The following is a 19,452-nucleotide window of genomic DNA, read 5'->3' on the forward strand; positions in this document are numbered from 1 at the left end:
CAGGAGAGCCGGGTTGAACCGTCGTAATCCCGTCCAGACCGAAGGTCGCTCAGAGAGCACCCAGGCACCACGCTAGAATGGACTTCTGCGCATGGAGGCGGTTTTCCGCTTCGTCGAAAACAACGGACTGCGGACCGTCGATAACTTCGTCCGTCACCTCCTCGCCGCGGTGGGCCGGAAGGCAATGCATGAAGAGGGCGTCGCTTTTCGCCTTCGACATCAACTGTTCGTTGACCTGGAAAGGCTGGAAGATATTGTGACCACGCGCCTTGTGTTCCTGGTTCATGGACACCCAGGTGTCGGTCACGACCATGTCTGCGCCGCTTACCGCTCGCTCTGCCTCATGGCAGAGCATGATCTCGCCGCCATTATTGCGCGACCAGTTCAAGTATTTGTCCAGCGGCTCAGAGCCCAATGGAACCGCCATATTCATGCGATATCCAAAGCGGGCAGCTCCCTCGACGAAGGAATGCAGCACGTTGTTACCATCGCCGGTCCAGGCAAATGTCTTGCCGGTGACAGGCCCACGATGCTCTTCAAAGGTCAGGAGATCGGCCATGATCTGGCAGGGATGCGTTTCATCCGTCAGGCCGTTGATGACCGGAACAGTGGCATGCTCTGCCAATTCCAGCAACCGCTTGTGATCTGTCGTGCGGATCATGATCGCATCGACGTAGCGCGAAAGAACCTTTGCGGTGTCGCCGATGGTTTCCGCGCGCCCCAGCTGCATTTCGGTACCGGAGAGGAAAAGCGTTTCGCCGCCAAGCTGGCGCATTCCGACATCAAAGGAGACGCGTGTGCGCGTGGACGGCTTTTCAAAGATCATGGCGAGCATCTTGCCCGCGAGCGGCTTGTCCGCAGTTCCTGCCTTCGTTGCCTGTTTGCGCGTGCGTGCATCATCCAGGATAGAACGCAGTTCGTTGGAGGAAACGGCCGAGAAATCGAGAAAATGCTTTGCCATGATGCGATCAATCCATCGGGGCGCCATCCGGCGGCCCTTTTCGTTTCAAAAACCCAGGTTCAAGCTGACTTCTTCAACTGGTCCCGTTGCAACTTCTCAGCGGCGCGCTCGATACGGGCAATACCCTCCCGCGCCTCTTCGGCTGTTACAACGAGCGGCGGCAGAAGGCGAATGACGTTGTCGCCTGCCGGTACTCCCAGCAGGTGCTCGTCACGCATGGCAGTCGCAAGTTCCCCAGCTGGAACGACGGCCTTGATGCCCAGCATCAGGCCCTCGCCGCGGATCTCTTCGATCACGCCGGGGAACCGGTCCTTCAACGCCGCAAGACCTTGCCGGAAAACGAGGGCGACATCTCGAACATTCTGCAGGAAGCCTTCCTCAAGGACGACATCGAGCACGGCATTCCCCACGGCCATGGCAAGCGGATTGCCGCCATAGGTCGTTCCATGCACGCCAGGCTTCATGCCGGACGCCGCTTCAGCCGTTGCAAGGCAGGCGCCGAAAGGAAAACCGCCGCCAATGCCCTTGGCGACTGCCATGATGTCTGGCGTCACGCCAGACCACTCATAGGCGAAGAACTTGCCGGTACGTCCAACGCCGGTCTGGACCTCATCGAACATGAGCAGGAGGCCATGCTCGTCACACAGATCGCGCAGTGTCTTCAGAAACTCCTTTTCGACCACACGAATACCGCCCTCACCCTGGATCGGTTCGATCAGGATAGCGGCAGTGTTCTCGGTAATCGCAGCCTTCAGTGCGTCCAGATTGCCGAAGGGAACCTGGTCGAAGCCCGGCGCCTTTGGTCCGAAGCCTTCCAGATACTTTTCCTGGCCACCTGCGGCGATGGTCGCAATCGTACGACCGTGGAACGCGCCCTCGAAGGTGATGATGTGGAATTTCTCCGCATGGCCCTTTGAATAGTGATAGCGACGCGCGGTCTTGATGGCGCATTCGAGCGCTTCAGCACCCGAGTTGGTGAAGAACACCTTGTCGGCAAAGGTCGCATCGACCAGACGGCGCGCGAGACGCTCCTGATCCGGAATTTCATAGAGGTTCGACAGATGCCAGACCTTCTCAGCCTGCGATTTCAGCGTCTCAACCAGATGCGGGTTGGAATGACCGCACGAGGTGACGGCAACGCCCGCACCAAAATCGAGATATCGCTCTCCCGTTTCCGTCACGAGCCAGACGCCCTCACCGCGCACGAAGCGCAATGGAGCCCTTGCAAACGTGTCGAAAAGCGCGGCTTCAGCCATGGCGACATCACTCCTTGAGGCAAAAAATCCAACCGGCGGTGGCATGCGCCACCAGAAATCAAAATGCCGCCCCAAAGGACGGCGTCGGCACTATCCGCATTTAGCTACTCCCTGTCAACAAAAGCGTTGATTCACAGCGGAAAACGGCGACAAAGGCGGCTTGACTGCCACTCAACTCTCTGTGGCAAAAATGACTCGCCTTTCAAGCAAGTTGGGGAAAACCCGGAAATCGATTCGCAGCGATTCCGCCGACTCTTGTCAGCGAGTCCGGCGCCCATTAGGTTAATCATCAATTACTAGACTGCATGCGGCGGAACTAGTCACCAAAAGTATAGATATAGTATGCGCGGCGAATTACTTTCGCCGTAACGGTGAGAGATTCTGTCTTCTAATGCGTGCTCAAGGCGGAGAGACTGCATGAACTGGACAGACGAACGCGTCGAGAAGTTGAAACGGCTATGGGCCGAAGGCCTGAGCGCGAGCCAGATTGCCGCACAGCTGGGTGGCGTCAGCCGCAATGCCGTGATTGGCAAGGTGCACCGTCTCAACCTCCCTGGTCGCGTGAAGGCAGGCGGTCCGGCCACCCCGACCCGCGCTCCAAAGCGTCCTGCGGCACCGCCCGCGGCACGGCCAGCAACTTTCGCTGCAAGGCCAACGTCCGCGCCTGCGCCGGCAAACCGTTCGGTTCCTCGTCCGGCCAATATCATTTCCTCGACAGACAACATGGACATTACTGTCCTTGAGCCGACGGAACTGGTGCCGGTCAATGATCGTGCAATGCCCGAGGCGCGTCGCCTGGTCCTGACCGAGTTGACGGAGCGCACCTGCAAGTGGCCGGTAGGCGATCCTTTGAAGGAAGACTTTCACTTCTGCGGCGCAGAAGCCTGTGATGGCTCGCCCTACTGCAAGTACCACGCCCGCATGGCCTACCAGCCTGTGACGGAGCGCCGGAGAGCGGCAAATGCCGTTTCCCGCGGCTGATCGTTAGACACATCCAGGTTTTCGAAAAACGGGCCGCGCGCCCGTTTTTTTGTACCTTGTCCTTGGGCAACAAAAAACCCGGCCTTCGCCGGGCCTGTTCGTCTCGATCCTGGAGAGCCTCTCAGGATTCCATAGAGTAGCCGGCACCGCGAACCGTGCGGATGACATCCTGCATGTTCGAGAAATTCAGGGCCTTGCGCAGGCGCCCGACATGCACATCCACTGTTCGCTCATCCACGTAGATATCGTGACCCCAGACGCCGTCGAGCAACTGCGATCGTGAAAACACACGTCCCGGCGAGGCCATCAGGAACTCCAGCAGGCGAAACTCCGTCGGACCCAACCGCACTTCTCGGCTCTTGCGGTGAACGCGATGCGTTTCCCGATCCAGTTCGATATCACCGCACTTCAGGACGCTGGACAAGACTTCAGGCTTTGCGCGGCGCAGCATGGCTTTGACGCGGGCCATGAGTTCCGGCGTCGAAAAGGGCTTCACGACGTAATCATCGGCGCCGGTTGCGAGGCCACGAACGCGCTCGTTTTCCTCGCCCCGCGCCGTCAGCATGATGATCGGCAGGCGTTCGGTTTCCGCCCGCATGCGCAGCCGGCGGCAGAGTTCGATACCGGATACGCCAGGAAGCATCCAATCCAAGATCAAAAGGTCCGGAACACGTTCCTGTAACCGGATTTCGGCTTCGTCACCCCGCAGAATGGTTTCGACTTCGTAGCCCTCAGACTCAAGATTGTAGCGCAGGAGAACGCTGAGCGCCTCCTCATCTTCGACAACCGCAACTTTCGGCTGCATGGCAATCACTCCGTTCCGGCTTACTCGACGACAGCGCCCAATGTGTTGGAGCTATCGTCCTTGGGACGTTCTCCCTGTGGCTGTGCACCGGTCGCGATGTAATAGATTGTCTCGGCGATGTTGGTCGCATGGTCGCCAATGCGCTCAATGTTCTTCGCGCAGAACAGAAGATGCGTGCAGGTTGTGATGTTGCGGGGATCTTCCATCATGTAGGTCAGAAGCTCGCGAAACAGCGAGGTGTACATGGCATCGATCTCTTCGTCGCGCTGACGGATCGCTTCAGCCTTTTGGGCGGAACGGTTGGCAAACACGTCCAGAACTTCCTTGAGCTGAACCAGCGCCAGTTCGGAAAGATGCTCCAGCCCACGCGCCAGCTTGCGTGGAACGCCGGTGCCCTGAACGGCAATCACACGCTTGGCGTTGTTCTTGCCAAGGTCGCCGACGCGCTCAAGATCAGCCGCGATCCGAAGCGTACCGATGATTTCACGCAGGTCCGCCGCCATCGGCTGGCGCTTGGCAATCGTAACGATGGCCTTTTCCTGAATTTCGCGCTCGGCATTGTCCAGGATGACGTCGTCGGAAATGACCTTCTGAGCGAGAGCGCTATCGCCGTTCACCAAGGCGTGCACGGCATCGGCGCACATTTGTTCGGCCAACCCGCCCATTTCCGAAATGCGTCGATTGAGATACTTCAGCTCTTCATCAAAGGCTGACATGATATGCGATGACATGGAGTTTTCCTCGGATCTGGAGTGTCAGGGACGGTCAGGATCAGTCGGGCTCAGCCGAAGCGGCCCATGATGTAGTCCTGCGTGCGCTGGTCATCCGGGTTGGTGAACATCTTGTCGGTATCGTTTTCTTCCACCAACTGACCCAGGTGGAACATGGCGGTACGCTGTGATACGCGCGCCGCCTGCTGCATCGAATGCGTCACGATGACGATCGTATAATTGCTGCGCAACTCATGGATCAGTTCTTCCACCTTGGCCGTGGCAATCGGATCGAGTGCCGAGCATGGCTCGTCCATCAGGATCACTTCAGGCGATACGGCGATGGCACGGGCAATGCAGAGGCGCTGCTGCTGGCCGCCGGAAAGACCGGTTCCGGACTCCTGCAGGCGATCCTTCACTTCGTTCCACAAGCCGGCGCGCTGGAGGCTCGCCTCAACGATCTGGTCCATATCGGCTTTCGAGCGGGCAAGGCCGTGGATCCGTGGGCCGTAGGAAATGTTCTCGTAGATCGACTTCGGGAACGGGTTCGGCTTCTGGAAGACCATGCCGACGCGTGCGCGCAATTCCACGACATCGATGGCGGGGTCATAGATGTCATCGCCATCCAGCGTAATCCGGCCCGTCACCCGGCAGTTGTCGATCGTGTCATTCATGCGGTTCAGTGTCCGCAGGAAAGTCGACTTGCCACATCCCGACGGTCCGATCAGCGCCGTTACCGTGTTCTGCCGCACATTCAGGTTCACGTCGAACAAGGCACGCTTCTCCCCGTAATAGACGGAGACGTCCTTGCCGATCATCTTGTAGGAAAGGTCATTCATTCTCTGATCCAGCGCCTTTTCAACTGCTGCTTCGGTCATCATGTTCATAGAACCGTCTCCTTGGCTACCAGCGCCGCTCGAACCGGCGCCGCAAGAGGATCGCGCCGACATTCATGACAATGAGGAAGAGGAGCAGAATGATGATTGCTCCGGATGTGCGTTCGACGAAGGCGCGTTCCGCCTCGTTCGCCCACATGTAGATCTGCACCGGCAGCGCCGTCGACGGGTCCATCGGGGTCGTCGGGAAATTGGCCACGAAGGCGACCATACCGATCAGAAGCAGAGGCGCAGTCTCACCCAAAGCGTGCGCCAGGCCGATGATCGTGCCGGTCAGGATGCCCGGCATGGCAAGCGGCAGAACATGGTGGAAAATGGTCTGCATCTTGGAAGCGCCAAGGCCGAGTGCCGCTGCACGGATCGAGGGCGGAACCGCCTTCAGCGCAGCACGGGTCGCAATGATGATGGTCGGAAGCGTCATCAATGTCAGAACGAAACCACCAACCAGCGAGGCCGAACGCGGCAGGCCCATGAAGTTGATGAATACCGCAAGACCCAGCAGACCGTAGACGATGGATGGCACCGCTGCGAGATTGTTGATGTTGACCTCGATCAGATCCGTGAAGCGGTTCTTGGGCGCGAACTCTTCAAGATAGATGGACGCTGCAACGCCGATGGGCAGCGAGAGCACCAGCACGATCAGCATCATGTAGAACGAGCCGATGAGCGCCACACCGACACCGGCTGCCTCCGGACGGCTCGATGCACCGTTGAAGAAGATGCCGGTGTTGAAGTGCTTCGCCAGAGCCCCTGCTTCCGCGAGCTTGTTCATCCAGCCGACCTGCTGGTCCGATACTTTGCGATTTTCCTGCGGGACCGACAGGTTGATCTGGCCTTTGAAGGCAGAGTCGATGTCCCCGGCCGCAAGCAGCGTGACAGTCTTCGTCTTGCCGATGATCGATGGATCCGCAACGACCATGTCACGCAACTGGCTGCGCACGCCGTCCGACAGCATCTGGCCCAGTTCTTTCTGCTTGGCTCTGTCGTTCTGGGCGACACCAAGAGCGTTGGCCAGAGCATTGCGGGCCAGGACGGGATAATTGGCCGTCAGCAGGACCTGCGGATTGCTGGCGCGCTGGCTCTGAGGATCGATGATCTTCTCGGAAAACTCGACTGCAAGCGTGACACCTGTCTGTTGAAATGCGGTGTAGCCCTTGGAAACGACCGACCACAACAGGACGAACAGGAAGATCAGGCCGAACGAAAGCGCGGCAATGCCATAGGCGCGGAACCGACGCTCAGCTGCATACCGCTTCTTCAGTCCAATATCGCGACGCGGTGTGCGTGCCACTGGAGCAGTGGCCGTGGGTGTGACGACCTGGCTCATTCATACTGCTCCCGATATTTGCGCACGATGTAGAGCGCGTAGATGTTGAGGCATAGCGTGATGATAAACAGCGTGATGCCGAGCGCGAAGGCGACGAGCGTTTGCGGCGAGGTGAATTCCAGGTCGCCTGTCAACTGGCTGACGATCTTGACGGTCACGGTCGTCATCGGCTCGAACGGGTTCAACTGGATGCGGGCAGCAACACCGGCGGCGAGGACCACGATCATGGTTTCACCGATGGCACGCGATGCCGTCATCAGGATGGCGCCGACGATACCGGGCAGTGCTGCGGGCAGCACGACACGCTTGATCGTTTCAGACCGTGTTGCACCCAGACCGAGCGAACCGTCTCGCAGCGCCCGCGGCACAGCGGTGATGATGTCATCCGACAGGGAAGAAACGTAGGGGATCAACATGATGCCCATGACGAAACCGGCTGTTAGGACACTTTGCGCCTGGATGAAGTTCGAGTAGTCGCCGGTTGCAAGCCCGTGGATCTGCGAGGAGATATCACGCAGGAAGGGGCCGACAGTCGTCAGAGCAAAGAAGCCGTAGACGATGGTCGGGATACCCGCCAGCACTTCCAGGAGCGGCTTGGTAATGGAGCGCACCCGCTGCGAGGCATATTCCGACATGTAGATTGCCGCGAACAGGCCGATCGGCACCGCAAACAACATGGCGACGAAACCGATATAGAGCGTACCGAGCAGAAGCGGGATCAGGCCGAACTGACCTTCCGATGCCGTCGCTCCCGCTGCTGCGAAGCGGGGATCCCAGACCGTTCCGAAAAAGAACTCATGAGCCGGAACGCGGGCAAAAAAGTGTGTGGCCTCCGTCAGCATCGATGCAATGATGCCGACCGTTGTCAGGATCGCGATGGATGAGGCCACAACGAGGCTGGCCAGGATGACGGATTCGACACGGTTACGGGCGCGGAACCTTGGCGCAATCAGCCGATAGGCAAGTGCGGCACCGCCGACAGCGACAAGCAGGACGGCGATATTGCGCAGCAGATTGCTTCGCGCATTCAAGCTGTTCAGATCGTTCGCGGCCTTGATCATATACGCTTCCGGGTCGCCTGCAATGGCAACACCGCGCGCACCCATGAGATTGCGCAGATCAGCCGGATTGCGTTCGGCCTGGGCCGCTTCTTCGGCAGACAGCGCGCGCATTCCCCGCGCAATGCCTTCAATCATGCCGAAGGACAGGCCCTGGCTTGCCTGCGACTGGGCCTTGACCTCAGCCGGGAACTCACTGCGAATACTGGAATTGATGATGGCTGGCGCGGCAACAAGCCAGACGCCAAGCAGCAGAGCCGCCGGAAGGGCGGACCAGATGGCAACGAAGCTGCCATAGTAGCCGGGCCGCGAGTGCATGCTGGCGGAACGTCCGCCTGCAAGCGCGAGCGCGCGGCGGCTTCCGGCCAGATAGCCGATCATTGCAATTGCCGCTGTGATCAACAGAAGCGTGGAAGTTGTCATAAGATCCCCCGGCTTGCGCCCCAGCGGTTTCAGCTCAGTCGAGCGCCGCGCGCCTCACGTTGAGAGGCCGTACAGAATTCCGGTTAACAGGATACTGAGCCTTCAGAAAAGCCCGTCCGAAGAAATGGAGCCAGTCCCGCCATGAAAGCTGGCTGGCGGAGGGCTGGCGGTTGATCCGCCAGCCCCCGTGACCTGATTACATGGTCTTGCCGGCAGCAAAGTCCTTGCGGACCTGCTCGCGCTGCGCATCAGGAGCGGCAACGAGGCCGTATTCTGCCAACGGGGAGTCAGGGCCGACCATGGCGTCGGAGGTGAAGAACTCAACATATTCCTTCAGACCCGGGATCACGCCCAGATGCGCCTTCTTGACGTAGAAGAACAGCGGACGGGATACCGGATACTTGCCGGAGGAGATAGTTTCAGTCGACGGAACGATGCCCTCGACCGTTGCAACCTTCAGCTTGTCCATGTTGTTTTCGTAGAAGGCGAGACCGAATACGCCGAGGCCGGTCTTGTTGGCCGAGATACGGGCCAGCGTTTCAGTGTAGTCGCCGTCGATATCGACAGCCACGCCGTCCTTGCGGATCGCTACGCACTTGGCAGCTGCCTGCTTGGCATCGGTAATTGCAGCCTTGATGACATCGGCAGCGCCAGCCTTCTTGCAGCCTTCAGCCATGATCTTCTCTTCGAAGACTTCGCGCGTGCCATGCTTGGAGCCCGGGATGTAAGCGGCGATCGGACCCTTCGGCAGGGTCGGGTTGATGTCGGACCAGTTCTTGTAAGGATTGGCGACGAGCTTGCCATCGACCACGACTTCCGCTGCGAGAGCCTTGTAAAGGTCCTTCGGCTCGATCTTCATGTCGCCATTGCCGGAGTCGGCTGCAAATACGATGCCATCGTAACCGATGCGAACTTCCTGGATTTCGGTAACGCCAGCGGCCTTGCAGGCTTCAACTTCGCTCTTGTTGATCGGACGCGAAGAGTTCGCGATGTCGATGGTCGCCTCGCCAACGCCCTTGCAGAATTCCTTGAGGCCAGCGCCCGATCCGCCAGACTCGACGACAGGCGTCTTGAAGTTGGTGAAGGTTTCACCAAAGGTCTCGGCAACAATCTTGGCGTAAGGAAGGACGGTCGAGGAGCCAGCGATCTGGATCTGGTCGCGCGCGGAGGCTGCACCGGCGAATGCAACGGAAGCAACCAAAGCAGCTGCGGTAAGTTTCAGAACGGTCATAATCATCTCCCGATTGGGGCCCGATAGGGGGTTTGAATGGACGCTGCCTTCTGCTGGCTCTTGCTTGGCCAGCACTTCGGCTTGCCTCTCATAGCTGCCGGAGCACAACCCTTTTATGTCAGTTCAATGAAACATTTATGACAGGCTAAATATATGAATTTCCTATTCTTTTTATTCGAAGACCAAGGGCATTATGAAAGTATCGTCAAAATCGGACGGTAAACTCAGTCCCCTTACCCAGTTCCGACCTGACGATCAGACGGGCACGATGCCGGGTAAGGATGTGCTTGACGATTGCAAGACCAAGGCCCGTGCCTTTTTTGGACCGGCTGTCGGCGACGCTCACGCGGTAGAAACGCTCCGTCAAGCGCGGAACATGCTCCGCAGGGATACCGGGCCCGCGGTCGATAACACCGAATTCGACGCGTTCGTTCTCGTCTCGCCGCAGATAGACATCGATGATCTTTCCGTCCTGACCGTATTTGCAGGCATTTTCGACGAGGTTCTCGATGACCTGTACGAGTTCGTCGCGATCGCCTGTCACCTCAACGGCTCCATCGGGGATCTCGAGGCGCATTTCGACGCCGAGATCTTCCGCAAGTGGCGCCAGCGTATCGCAGACATGCCGAACAAGGGGCACCAGATCCAAACGCTTGTCCGGAGCGATGTGGGATTTCACTTCGAGCCGAGAAAGCGACAACAGATCGTCGACCAACCGGCTCATCCGCGTCGCCTGATCCAGCATGATGGCAAGAAAGCGCTCATGCGCTGCCGCATCGCCTTTAGCTGGTCCTTGCAGGGTTTCAATAAAGCCGCGCAAGGAAGCCAGAGGCGTGCGCAGTTCGTGGCTCGCGTTTGCTACGAAATCCGACCGCATCCGATCAAGGCTTCTGAGATCGGAGACATCCCGGAAGGACAAGGCGTAAAGCCGTCCTGGCAAAGCTTCGATTGCAGGGATCGGCGCGATCCGCGCGATATAAACACGCTCGGAGGGAAGACGCTCCGAATGCTCTATCTGGTTCGGCAGATTCGTGCGCATCGTCTCGCGAACCATGTCCAGAATGCCCGGAGAGCGCAGACGTGCCGAGAGGTGCTGACCACGCGCAAGATCGCCAAAGGCTTTCGACGCAGCATTGTTGATGTGCAGGATGTTGCCATCGGCACCGAGCAGGATCACCGGCATGTCGATGGCCTCGAACATGCTTCCAAGCTCGATTGGCGACGGTGGCGCAGGCGTTGCAGGAAGCGCGACAGTCGGTAATTCGATCGGTCTGCTGTCTGCACCCGGAAGCGTCAAGACCGCAAAGAAGAGAAGGATCCAGCTTGCCAGGACAAGTCCGGTAGGCACGTGCGCGAGCAGAGCGACAGTCGCCAGAAGCGTTGCCACGGCGATGACGATCCAGCCCTGTCGCAGGCGCTTGCCGATTCCTTCCATCCAGCTCTGCGCCTCCCCGCTCGATCCCATCTCTACCATCAGTCACCTCCCCGCAACGCGATTGCTGGAGATAGCCGATCCGTATGACAGATATACATTGCGGGTTCGCACGATAAGGAAAAAATGGTTGCGGGACTTGCAAAGCGGATCAAAGAGACAAGACTTCCGTTCAATGTTGGTATCAGCAATCTGGAGGACAGGCATGGTCGATTCTGAGGGAAGTCGCGCAGTAGAACTGGATATCGGGGGGAAGCTGCGTGTTTTCGATATCGATGATCCAAAACTGCCCGACTGGATCGATGAAGCTGCGCTGACATCCGGCAACTTCCCCTACAAGAAGAAGCTGAAAAGCGAAGATTACGACGATGAGTTGACGGCGTTGCAGATCGAGCTCGTGAAGGCGCAGATATCCATGCGGCAGACCGGGCAGAGGATCATGGCGCTCTTCGAAGGGCGCGATGCGGCCGGCAAAGGTGGCTCGATCTTTTCAATCCACAGTGCGCTCAACCCTCGCTATGCGCGTGTCGTTGCTCTGACCAAGCCTACGGAGACGGAGGCCGGTCAGTGGTATTTCCAGCGCTACGTCACGCATTTCCCGACAAAGGGGGAAATGGTTCTGTTCGACCGATCCTGGTATAACCGGGCTGGCGTCGAGCCGGTCATGGGTTTCTGCTCTCCGGAAGAGCACAAGCATTTTTTGAGAGTTGTTCCGAGTTTCGAGCAGCTGATCGTGGACGACAAGATCCACTTCTTCAAATTCTGGCTGAACATCGGACGGGAGATGCAGCTGAAGCGCTTCCACGACCGCAGACATGATCCGCTGAAAACTTGGAAGCTTTCGCCGATGGATATCGCGGCCCTGACCAAGTGGAAAGACTATACACAGATGCGCGATCTGATGATCGAGAAAACGCATACCAAATTCGCACCCTGGACCGTGGTCCGGGCCAACGACAAGCGCCGCGCGCGCCTCAACATCATCCGGCATATTCTGTTGACGATTGATTATGACGGCAAAGACAAGAAGGCGATTGGCGAAATCGACAACAAGATCCTCAGCTTCGGGGCCGATGACCTATAGGTGTCACGTTGATTACTGGCCTGGAAGCACCCGGATCGAATAGACGACGATCGGCTGGCGAGAGCCCAGAATATCGCTGTTGATCAGGATGCGGCCCGGCTGGGTCGGGACGAGTGTCCTGTCAAAGGTCACACGGAACAGTGTGTCGGAACGTTCCTGCGTCGCCATCACCCGATGGCGGCTGCAATTCCCCAGACTTGAGAAATCACACCGTACAGCGAGCTGCACCGATTGGTCGGCCCCTGCCTGCAGGGTCAGCGCGATTGTCGATGTCTTGCCTGCCAGTTCGCGCAGAACTTCGACCGGCACTTCGATCCCGACATCTCCTGCGGCATCCGGCGATGCCGACGTTATGCGCAAAGCCGGTCCATCGGCCATCGCGATGGTTTCTGCCTTGGCCTGCGCCCCGGGTGTCACCTTGCCCTTTCGCGCACTGCCGTAGATTTCAAGCCAATCTGCGGAAAACCCCTGCTTCGGATCCATGGCGTTGGATGGTGCGCCAGAGAAGTCTTCCTCCCGGACGGATGCTGGAGGATTGGGTACGCTTGTGTCGCGCTCGGCCGCCGTCATGAACAGCCCCGCCGTATAGGCCCACCAGATCCCCATCCCGAGGAATGTAAAGAAGATGAGATAGATGAAAAGGCGAGAGATCAGCCCCCGCTTGCGGCGCTTGCGCTTTTCTCCCGGAATGAGGGGCGCAGTGTCTGAGACAGGCGCCGCCGACGCAGCGGGTCGGCGTTTACGCTTGAACAAGCCCCGCTTCTGTTGCTGGGGCGCGGCAACAGAAGGGTTGGGCGCGAGCCTGTCCTGGCTCGGTTCCGCGCGCATTGCGGAGAGATCTGCTGTGGTCGTATCCGGAACCGAGGCCGCGGGCACCTGCTCTCGTGTCTGACCGCCAAGAGTGGTCGCTTCCGCCGCATTGGACGAAGGCATCGGGGCGCCCGGCGCGATATCGAGATCAGGTTCGGCCAAGAGATCGGGAATTGCTTGCGCACTCCGTGCCTCTTCCTCGCTTTCGATCTGGAGGATCAGTTCCTCAAGCCGCGCCTGCTGAGCAATGATAACTTCGGGATCGGTGATATCCTGCTTCTTGAGGCCAGCATCAAGCGCCTGCCGGGCAGATTGATAAATGCGTGCACGAGTACTGGGATCGTTGCGATCTGAGCGCGAGAGCGCATTCCGGATTGCCGTTTCCAAACCGCTCACGAAATTTCCTTCTTATGTATCGCACTGGCTTTGCTTTACCTTTCGGTAACCTCTTGCCGCGGGAACTGCAAGCGTTGCCCACCATTCGGATGGTGACAGAGGGCGAGAGCTCCTGCCAGATGATGACGCCACGGCGAAAAAGATGCCAGATGATGCTTGAAATCTGTTTTCATTCGCTGTATCAGCCCCCTCACACAGCGAACGGACAGTTCGCCGGGCCGCTTTAGCTCAGTCGGTAGAGCACGTCATTCGTAATGACGGGGTCACGTGTTCGAGTCACGTAAGCGGCACCATTCACTCTTCCTTTCAAGAACCATACACCTGCACGGAAATGTGATCGGCGTTGATCTCACCACGGTTCTTACAATTTCAGGCTGAGAAGCCCTAAATTACCCGTTATGAATACAAACAATGCACAGCAAGGGCTTGCATTCCAAGTCAAAAGAGCCTTGGCTAGCTGAAAGTTCATTCTTTTCCTTCATCGTGTTTTTGTGATGGTGGAAATCGACAGGGTTCATGAAGGACGACGTGTTTCAGGTAAAGTTCTGGGGAACGCGCGGCAGCGTTCCGGTCTCAGGACCAGACTTCATCCATTATGGGGGAAATACAGCCTGCGTGGAGGTCCGCTGCGGGACACACAGGCTGCTCTTCGATGCGGGCTCGGGCATCCGCGAGGCGGGCCTCGATATGCTCGCCGAGAGCACGCCAGAGGTCGATCTGTTCTTTACGCATGTTCACTATGATCACATTATCGGGCTGCCGTTCTTCAAGCCGATGTACGTACCAAGCACTGTCGTCAACATGTGGTCCGGACATCTGCACGGCGTGATGACGACGGAGGAGATGATCGAGCAATTCATCAGCCCTCCCTTTTTCCCAATCAAGCTGGATATCTGCAAGGCTTCCTTATCATTCAGGGATTTCAAACCTGGAGACATCCTGACGCCTCGCCCAGGCATCACGCTGAAGACCTTCTCCCTAAACCACCCCGGCGGTTGCGTCGGCTATCGCGTGGAATGGGAAGGCCGCTCCGTTGCTCTGGTGTTTGATCTGGAGCATGTTCCGGGCAAGCTGGATCCCGTGGCTCTCGAAATGATGCAAGGGGCTGACCTCGCAATCTATGATTCGGCATTTACCGATGCGGAAATGCAGCGTTATTGCGGCTTTGGCCATTCCAGCTGGGAGCAGGCGGTCAAGCTGGCGGATATGGCCAAGACGAAAAAACTCGCTCTTTTCCACCATGCACCATCACGCACGGACAATGAAATGGCGCTGATGGAACGCCTGGCGCAGGAACACTTCGCCGACACCTTCGCTGCCCGCGATGGAATGGTCGTCTCGCTTTAATCCTGCCACCCTTTCGACCGAATCGCCGAAGACAAGCAAAACCCATTGATGTGGTCGCAGGCCCGGACGTTTACACCGGACCGCAAAGCTGCCATTTCTGCATCAAGTATGGACCAACGAGTCGAGGATGCATGGCCGCTGGGGCGATACGATCAGTAGTGACGGAGCAGCAGTTGCGGCGCGCACGGCTCCTGTCAGGCCTGATCATCTTCACCTTCCTCGCAATGCATATGACCAACCATGTGTTCGGCCTCATCTCGGTTGAGATGGCAGACTACGCCCGACGCTGGTTCTTGCCGATCTGGCGCAACAAGATCGGCTCGACCCTGCTCTACGGTTCCTTCATCGTCCACATCATTCTCGTACTCGGCTCGCTTTACATGCGCCGCAGCCTTGCCATGCCATGGTCGGAAGCCGCGCAGATCACGCTTGGTCTTCTGGTGCCGGTTCTCCTGATCGATCATATTGTTGCAACCCGCCTCTCGTCCTCCCTGTTCTATTTGCGCGACAGCTATGAGACGGTCGTCCATACCCTGTGGAGCAAGTCTCCGTTCAACGGTGCAAAGCAATCTCTCGCGCTGGTCGTCATCTGGCTGCATGGCTGTATCGGCATCCATTTCTGGCTGAGATACCGCCCCTGGTATTCCGCCATCTGGCCGGGCGTGCTGACGATCGGCATTCTTCTGCCGACGCTCTCGCTGCTGGGCTTCGTGCAGATGGGGCGGACCATGGCAACGCCTGTCTATCTGCTCAGCGGCTATCCCGGCGGATATTACGACCCGACGTCACTCTCGGCGGATGCCAATGCCACCCTGATGCGGATCCGTATCACAATGCACGGAACCTTTCTGGCAGCGGTGCTTTGCGTCTTTACGCTCCGCGCTGTGCGCTGGCTGAGAGAGCGGGCTCACCTCATTACCATCCGGTATCCGGGCGGCGAGGCCATCAGTGTCCCTCGAGGATACACCGTTCTGGAGGCAAGCCGAATGGCAGGCCGTCCTCACTATGCAGTGTGCGGGGGTAAGGGTCGCTGTTCGACATGTCGCGTTCAGGTCATCGAAGGAGAGGATAATCTTCCAGCCTGCGATGCACAGGAGGAACGGACCCTTTCGCGCATCAAGGCCGGCAAGGGCGTACGCCTTGCCTGTCAACTGCGCCCGACGGGACCCGTTACCGTAACCCCCTTGCTCATGGCCAAGACGCCATCGGATGAAGCGCCGGACAGCTATGAGGCCATTCCCGGACGCGAGCGTGAAATCGCGGTTCTCTTTTGCGATATCCGCAACTTCACGACCCTGACCGAAAGCCGGCTGCCGTTCGATATCGTTTTTCTCCTGAACCGCTATTTCAACGTTGTCGGGCAGGCCGTGGAACAGGCGGGCGGCCGCATGGACAAGTTCATCGGCGATGGGGCCATGGCGCTGTTCGGCATAACCGGTTCCGAAGAGCTTGCCTGTCGACAGGCGCTGGACGCCGCGCGCCGCATCATCGAGGGGATCGAAAACCTGAACGAGCAGCTTTCGGGAGAGCTTCCTGACCCGCTTCGTATCGCGATCGGCATTCATACGGGTCCGGCTGTGGTCGGAACACTGGGTTACGGCAATGCACGTACGCTGACAGCCATCGGTGATACGGTGAATGTTGCGAGCCGTCTGGAAGCCGTTGCCAAGGATCTGGACACGAAGCTCGTAATGTCCGCTCCCGTAGCGGATCTGGCGGGTCTCGACTTCTCCTCCATCCCCAGTCGCGAGATCAGCGTTCGCGGAAGAACCGAACCGCTCAAGGTCTATGTGTTTGAAAAGGGCGTCCGGAAGGCGCTTGAGGGCCTCGATCTGGATCCGGGCTCAGCGTAATGAACAAGAGAATGCGCGTGCGCCCACCAAGGGTTCATGTTAGCCTCTTGCCATGCAATCCGAGAGCAACGCTTTTTTCTATTCCGCCCTTCCCGTTCTGACGCGGTTCGAAGGTGTGACGGATGCGGAAAATTATACCCCTCTTCCGGGAGACTGGTTCCTGGCGCTTGCCGATATCGTCGGTTCGACAGGTGCGATTGCCGAGGGACGATACAAGGACGTGAACATGGCGGGCGCCAGCGTCATATCCGCAATCCTCAACGTGTTGGACGAGACGGATTACCCGTTTGTCTTCGGCGGAGACGGCGCCCTTGTCGCCATTCCGCCCACAAAGCGATTGGATGCACGTCAGGCGCTTTCTTCGGTTTGTCGTTGGGTCAAGGAAGAATTGCGCCTTGATATGCGCGTTGCTCTCGTTCCAATGACAGACGTGCGCAAGGCCGGACGCGATGTGGGCGTTGCGCGGTTTGCTGCAAGTTCCTCGGTATCTTACGCCATGTTCAATGGCGGCGGCGCCAGCTGGGCCGAACAGCAAATGAAGGCAGGGCACTTTCTCATTGAGGAAGAGAACGCCGCTCAACCGGATCTTACAGGCCTTTCCTGCCGCTGGGACTCGATCCCGAGCCAGCGGGGTCAGATCGTCTCACTCATCGTCAGCCCGATGTCGCTGTCGACGATGAATGAGTTTCGGGATCTGATGGTCAGACTGATAGCGATCACCAGCCAATCCTCCCGGGACAGCCATCCCGTGCCGGAAAAGGGCCCGCCCCTGCGCTACAATGAGCAAAGCATTGAGCGGGAAGCCCACGCGACGGCAACACCGGACAAGAGAGGCGCGCGAAAATGGGCGATCCGAATGCAGATCTGGCTGACGATCCTGCTCTATCGCTTCAACCTGTCACTGGGGCGCTTTAATGCGCGTCAGTATGCTCGAGAGGTTGCCCAGAATTCGGACTTCCGCAAGTTTGACGACGGCCTCAAGATGACGCTCGACGTGGATGCCGATCAGCTTGCGCAGATTCGGTCCATGCTGGAGACCGGGAAGGGTAATGGCATCTGTGACTACGGGCTGCACAGTCAGGACAGCGCGCTGATGACCTGCCTCGTGTTCAATCCGCTTTCCCACAATCATGTGCATTTTATCGACGGCGCAAGCGGCGGATATGCCCTGGCAGCCAGCCAATTGGTGAACAGGCCCAAACCGACGAGCCCGTAAATATCGATCACGTTTGTCGCTCGACCGACGGAAAGTGAAACGGCCATCGTAAAATTTCCGGAGAGCGGGCTTGTTTGAGGAATGGTCCATACCAATCTGAAGAACGTATTCGGCTGTACTCATATTAAGCTACTCCGAGCCAATGTGGTCCCGGACCTTCGGGGTTGCATCACCGACGCGGCAGTGCCTCAAAAGCGGGCACAGATCTCTTCAAGGCATTGCTATGACGACAGCTCCTGTTTCCTCGATCTTCATGGACAAGGTTGCCGACTGGTTGACTCGAACGGCTCTTTCCGGGGCCTCTCTCGAGCAGATTGTCCGCGGCTTCTGCGAGCGCATTGCTGCGGCGGGGCTGCCCGTCATTCGCGTACATCTTTCGTTTGCGATGCTGCATCCCCTTTACGATGCGCTCGGCTTTACCTGGCGACAGCAAAGCGGTTTGGAAATCGAGGGATACCGCCACGACAATGGCAACAACGACGTTTTCCTGAAAAGCCCGTACTTCCAGCTCCTGAGCAATGGACTGGACTATCTGCGCCGCAAGATCCCGGCTGACGGTCCGGTGGAATTTCCGGTCTTCGAGGACCTGCGGCGTGAAAATGTCACGGACTATATCGCCTTCATGCAGCCTTTCGGTGATGATTCGGTGCAGGGCATGATGGGCTCCTGGTCGACAGACGCGCCCGGGGGGTTCACCGAGGAAATGGTCGGCGCCCTTATGCGGCTTCAAAACCACCTGGCGGTTGCCGCCAAGATGGCAGTGTTGGACAAGCTCGCCAGCAACATGCTGACCACCTATCTGGGCATGGATGCCGGGCAGCGGGTTCTGAAAGGGCAGGTTCGCCGCGGCGATGGTGAAACGATCCGGGCCGCGCTTGTGATGGGCGACATGCGAGAATCGACATCGCTTGCGGACAAGGAAAGCCGTCAGGATTACATCGACACGCTGAACGCCTTTTTTGATGCTTTGGCAGCACCCTTCAATCGCAATGGCGGCCAGATCCTGAGCTTCCTTGGCGATGGTTTCCTTGCGGTCTATCCCTGTGACAGACATCGCGAACCATCCCGCGAGGCAGCGCAGGCGGCCATGTCCGCGGTCAGGCAGGCGCAGATCCGGATGGAGGATCTCAATGCCGAGCGTCGAAAGACAGGCCTCCACCCGATTTCATTCGGCCTTGGCCTTCACATCGGCAATGTCATGTTCGGCAATGTGGGTCTTCGCGACCGCTTGACGTTTTCCGCCTTCGGCTCTGCCGTCAACGAAGTCGTCCGCCTTCAGGAACTGACGAAGAAGCATGAGTGCGATGTGATCGCCAGCGAAGCCTTTGCGGATTACTGCGAGGGTGAGTGGATCAATCTTGGAGACCGCAAGCTGCGCGGCGTGCGCCAGAAAGTGACGATCATGAAGCCAGCGCCTGCAACAGAGGCCTTGAGACGGGATGATGTGGTCGCCGACCTTCGGCATCAGGCACTTTCCGAAGCCGAACGGCTTATCCTGCTGCACCGCGACGCGGCGGCGGGCAAGCCGGACAAGCGAGCCCCGCGCCTCCTCGACAAGTTTCTGCAATAGGCCTGCGGTCACGTTTTGAACATCTGCTTGTTCGTCTGCCCTTGGAAGGCGCCACAAAACTGCTAGTTTCTCCAGACGGCTGGCTTATATCCGCGC

16 protein-coding genes and 1 tRNA gene are annotated in these 19,452 nt (G+C 58.3%); 7 read left to right on the plus strand and 10 right to left on the minus strand.

Features of this window, described 5'->3' with window-relative positions; translation table 11 throughout:
- Positions 1 to 49: 49 nt before the first annotated feature.
- Together argF and G6N80_RS08745 are read right to left on the minus strand one after the other, a co-directional pair.
- Complete coding sequence (gene argF, locus G6N80_RS08740) at positions 50 to 961, minus strand: ornithine carbamoyltransferase (protein WP_062555484.1); 912 nt, start codon at positions 959 to 961, stop codon at positions 50 to 52.
- A 59-nt stretch (positions 962 to 1,020) separates the two neighbouring features.
- Positions 1,021 to 2,217 (minus strand): aspartate aminotransferase family protein, encoded by a 1,197-nt coding sequence (locus G6N80_RS08745; protein ID WP_165133097.1) that lies wholly within the window; start codon positions 2,215 to 2,217, stop codon positions 1,021 to 1,023.
- A 417-nt stretch (positions 2,218 to 2,634) separates the two neighbouring features.
- Between G6N80_RS08745 and G6N80_RS08750 the strand changes: the two genes are divergently transcribed.
- Positions 2,635 to 3,198, plus strand: a complete 564-nt coding sequence (locus G6N80_RS08750; RefSeq protein WP_062555263.1) for a GcrA family cell cycle regulator — start codon at positions 2,635 to 2,637, stop codon at positions 3,196 to 3,198.
- Positions 3,199 to 3,319: 121 nt separating this feature from the next.
- Here the strand turns inward: G6N80_RS08750 and phoB are convergent, their stop codons facing one another.
- The 7 genes from phoB to phoR form a co-directional block, all read right to left on the minus strand.
- Entirely contained in the window at positions 3,320 to 4,003 is a 684-nt protein-coding gene (gene phoB, locus G6N80_RS08755) for a phosphate regulon transcriptional regulator PhoB (protein ID WP_062555262.1), read from the minus strand.
- Positions 4,004 to 4,023: 20 nt separating this feature from the next.
- On the minus strand, positions 4,024 to 4,734 hold the full coding sequence (phoU, locus tag G6N80_RS08760) for a phosphate signaling complex protein PhoU (RefSeq protein WP_062555261.1): 711 nt from the start codon (positions 4,732 to 4,734) through the stop codon (positions 4,024 to 4,026).
- 50 nt (positions 4,735 to 4,784) lie between these two features.
- Positions 4,785 to 5,600: a phosphate ABC transporter ATP-binding protein PstB gene (pstB, locus tag G6N80_RS08765; protein WP_062555260.1), complete on the minus strand. Its 816-nt coding sequence runs from the start codon at positions 5,598 to 5,600 to the stop codon at positions 4,785 to 4,787.
- 16 nt (positions 5,601 to 5,616) lie between these two features.
- A complete protein-coding gene (pstA, locus tag G6N80_RS08770; RefSeq protein ID WP_165133100.1) occupies positions 5,617 to 6,936 on the minus strand; it encodes a phosphate ABC transporter permease PstA in 1,320 nt (439 codons plus the stop codon).
- A complete protein-coding gene (gene pstC / locus G6N80_RS08775) occupies positions 6,933 to 8,417 on the minus strand; it encodes a phosphate ABC transporter permease subunit PstC (protein WP_062555258.1) in 1,485 nt (494 codons plus the stop codon). Before pstC ends, pstA begins: the two co-directional genes overlap by 4 nt.
- 196 nt (positions 8,418 to 8,613) lie before the next feature.
- Positions 8,614 to 9,648, minus strand: coding sequence for a substrate-binding domain-containing protein (locus G6N80_RS08780; protein ID WP_062555257.1), 1,035 nt, complete (start codon positions 9,646 to 9,648; stop codon positions 8,614 to 8,616).
- A 205-nt stretch (positions 9,649 to 9,853) separates the two neighbouring features.
- Positions 9,854 to 11,122: a phosphate regulon sensor histidine kinase PhoR gene (phoR, locus tag G6N80_RS08785; protein WP_246251466.1), complete on the minus strand. Its 1,269-nt coding sequence runs from the start codon at positions 11,120 to 11,122 to the stop codon at positions 9,854 to 9,856.
- Positions 11,123 to 11,285: 163 nt separating this feature from the next.
- On the opposite strand from phoR, the gene ppk2 reads away from it, so the two are divergent.
- Positions 11,286 to 12,164 carry a polyphosphate kinase 2 gene (ppk2, locus tag G6N80_RS08790; RefSeq protein WP_062555256.1) on the plus strand — a complete coding sequence of 293 codons (879 nt, stop codon included), beginning with the start codon at positions 11,286 to 11,288 and terminating at the stop codon, positions 12,162 to 12,164.
- 12 nt (positions 12,165 to 12,176) lie between these two features.
- Here the strand turns inward: ppk2 and G6N80_RS08795 are convergent, their stop codons facing one another.
- Positions 12,177 to 13,370 (minus strand): hypothetical protein, encoded by a 1,194-nt coding sequence (locus tag G6N80_RS08795; RefSeq protein ID WP_165133103.1) that lies wholly within the window; start codon positions 13,368 to 13,370, stop codon positions 12,177 to 12,179.
- A 217-nt stretch (positions 13,371 to 13,587) separates the two neighbouring features.
- Between G6N80_RS08795 and G6N80_RS08800 the strand changes: the two genes are divergently transcribed.
- The 5 genes from G6N80_RS08800 to G6N80_RS08820 all read left to right on the plus strand — a co-directional run bounded on the left by G6N80_RS08800 (position 13,588) and on the right by G6N80_RS08820 (position 19,356).
- Positions 13,588 to 13,663: transfer RNA gene (locus G6N80_RS08800), tRNA-Thr, on the plus strand.
- A gap of 223 nt (positions 13,664 to 13,886) precedes the next feature.
- The gene (locus G6N80_RS08805; protein WP_062555254.1) at positions 13,887 to 14,717 is read left to right on the plus strand and encodes an MBL fold metallo-hydrolase; all 831 of its coding nucleotides are present in this window, start codon (positions 13,887 to 13,889) and stop codon (positions 14,715 to 14,717) included.
- A gap of 131 nt (positions 14,718 to 14,848) precedes the next feature.
- Positions 14,849 to 16,570, plus strand: a complete 1,722-nt coding sequence (locus G6N80_RS08810) for an adenylate/guanylate cyclase domain-containing protein (protein WP_165133106.1) — start codon at positions 14,849 to 14,851, stop codon at positions 16,568 to 16,570.
- A gap of 52 nt (positions 16,571 to 16,622) precedes the next feature.
- Positions 16,623 to 17,786, plus strand: a complete 1,164-nt coding sequence (locus G6N80_RS08815; RefSeq protein ID WP_062555252.1) for a DUF3095 domain-containing protein — start codon at positions 16,623 to 16,625, stop codon at positions 17,784 to 17,786.
- A gap of 217 nt (positions 17,787 to 18,003) precedes the next feature.
- On the plus strand, positions 18,004 to 19,356 hold the full coding sequence (locus tag G6N80_RS08820; protein ID WP_376748553.1) for an adenylate/guanylate cyclase domain-containing protein: 1,353 nt from the start codon (positions 18,004 to 18,006) through the stop codon (positions 19,354 to 19,356).
- Positions 19,357 to 19,452 lie beyond the last annotated feature (96 nt).

Origin of the sequence: Rhizobium rhizoryzae, from assembly GCF_011046895.1 — a bacterium.
Lineage (GTDB): Bacteria > Pseudomonadota > Alphaproteobacteria > Rhizobiales > Rhizobiaceae > Neorhizobium > Neorhizobium rhizoryzae.

What these genes read in the sequence shown, in the direction of transcription:
- argF (WP_062555484.1), bottom strand. Translation starts at nt 961, where the DNA reads ATGGCAAAGCATTTTCTCGATTTCTCGGCCGTTTCCTCCAACGAACTG.
- G6N80_RS08745 (WP_165133097.1), bottom strand. Translation starts at nt 2,217, where the DNA reads ATGGCTGAAGCCGCGCTTTTCGACACGTTTGCAAGGGCTCCATTGCGC.
- G6N80_RS08750 (WP_062555263.1), top strand. Translation starts at nt 2,635, where the DNA reads ATGAACTGGACAGACGAACGCGTCGAGAAGTTGAAACGGCTATGGGCC.
- phoB (WP_062555262.1), bottom strand. Translation starts at nt 4,003, where the DNA reads ATGCAGCCGAAAGTTGCGGTTGTCGAAGATGAGGAGGCGCTCAGCGTT.
- phoU (WP_062555261.1), bottom strand. Translation starts at nt 4,734, where the DNA reads ATGTCATCGCATATCATGTCAGCCTTTGATGAAGAGCTGAAGTATCTC.
- pstB (WP_062555260.1), bottom strand. Translation starts at nt 5,600, where the DNA reads ATGAACATGATGACCGAAGCAGCAGTTGAAAAGGCGCTGGATCAGAGA.
- pstA (WP_165133100.1), bottom strand. Translation starts at nt 6,936, where the DNA reads ATGAGCCAGGTCGTCACACCCACGGCCACTGCTCCAGTGGCACGCACA.
- pstC (WP_062555258.1), bottom strand. Translation starts at nt 8,417, where the DNA reads ATGACAACTTCCACGCTTCTGTTGATCACAGCGGCAATTGCAATGATC.
- G6N80_RS08780 (WP_062555257.1), bottom strand. Translation starts at nt 9,648, where the DNA reads ATGACCGTTCTGAAACTTACCGCAGCTGCTTTGGTTGCTTCCGTTGCA.
- phoR (WP_246251466.1), bottom strand. Translation starts at nt 11,122, where the DNA reads ATGGTAGAGATGGGATCGAGCGGGGAGGCGCAGAGCTGGATGGAAGGA.
- ppk2 (WP_062555256.1), top strand. Translation starts at nt 11,286, where the DNA reads ATGGTCGATTCTGAGGGAAGTCGCGCAGTAGAACTGGATATCGGGGGG.
- G6N80_RS08805 (WP_062555254.1), top strand. Translation starts at nt 13,887, where the DNA reads ATGAAGGACGACGTGTTTCAGGTAAAGTTCTGGGGAACGCGCGGCAGC.
- G6N80_RS08810 (WP_165133106.1), top strand. Translation starts at nt 14,849, where the DNA reads ATGGCCGCTGGGGCGATACGATCAGTAGTGACGGAGCAGCAGTTGCGG.
- G6N80_RS08815 (WP_062555252.1), top strand. Translation starts at nt 16,623, where the DNA reads ATGCAATCCGAGAGCAACGCTTTTTTCTATTCCGCCCTTCCCGTTCTG.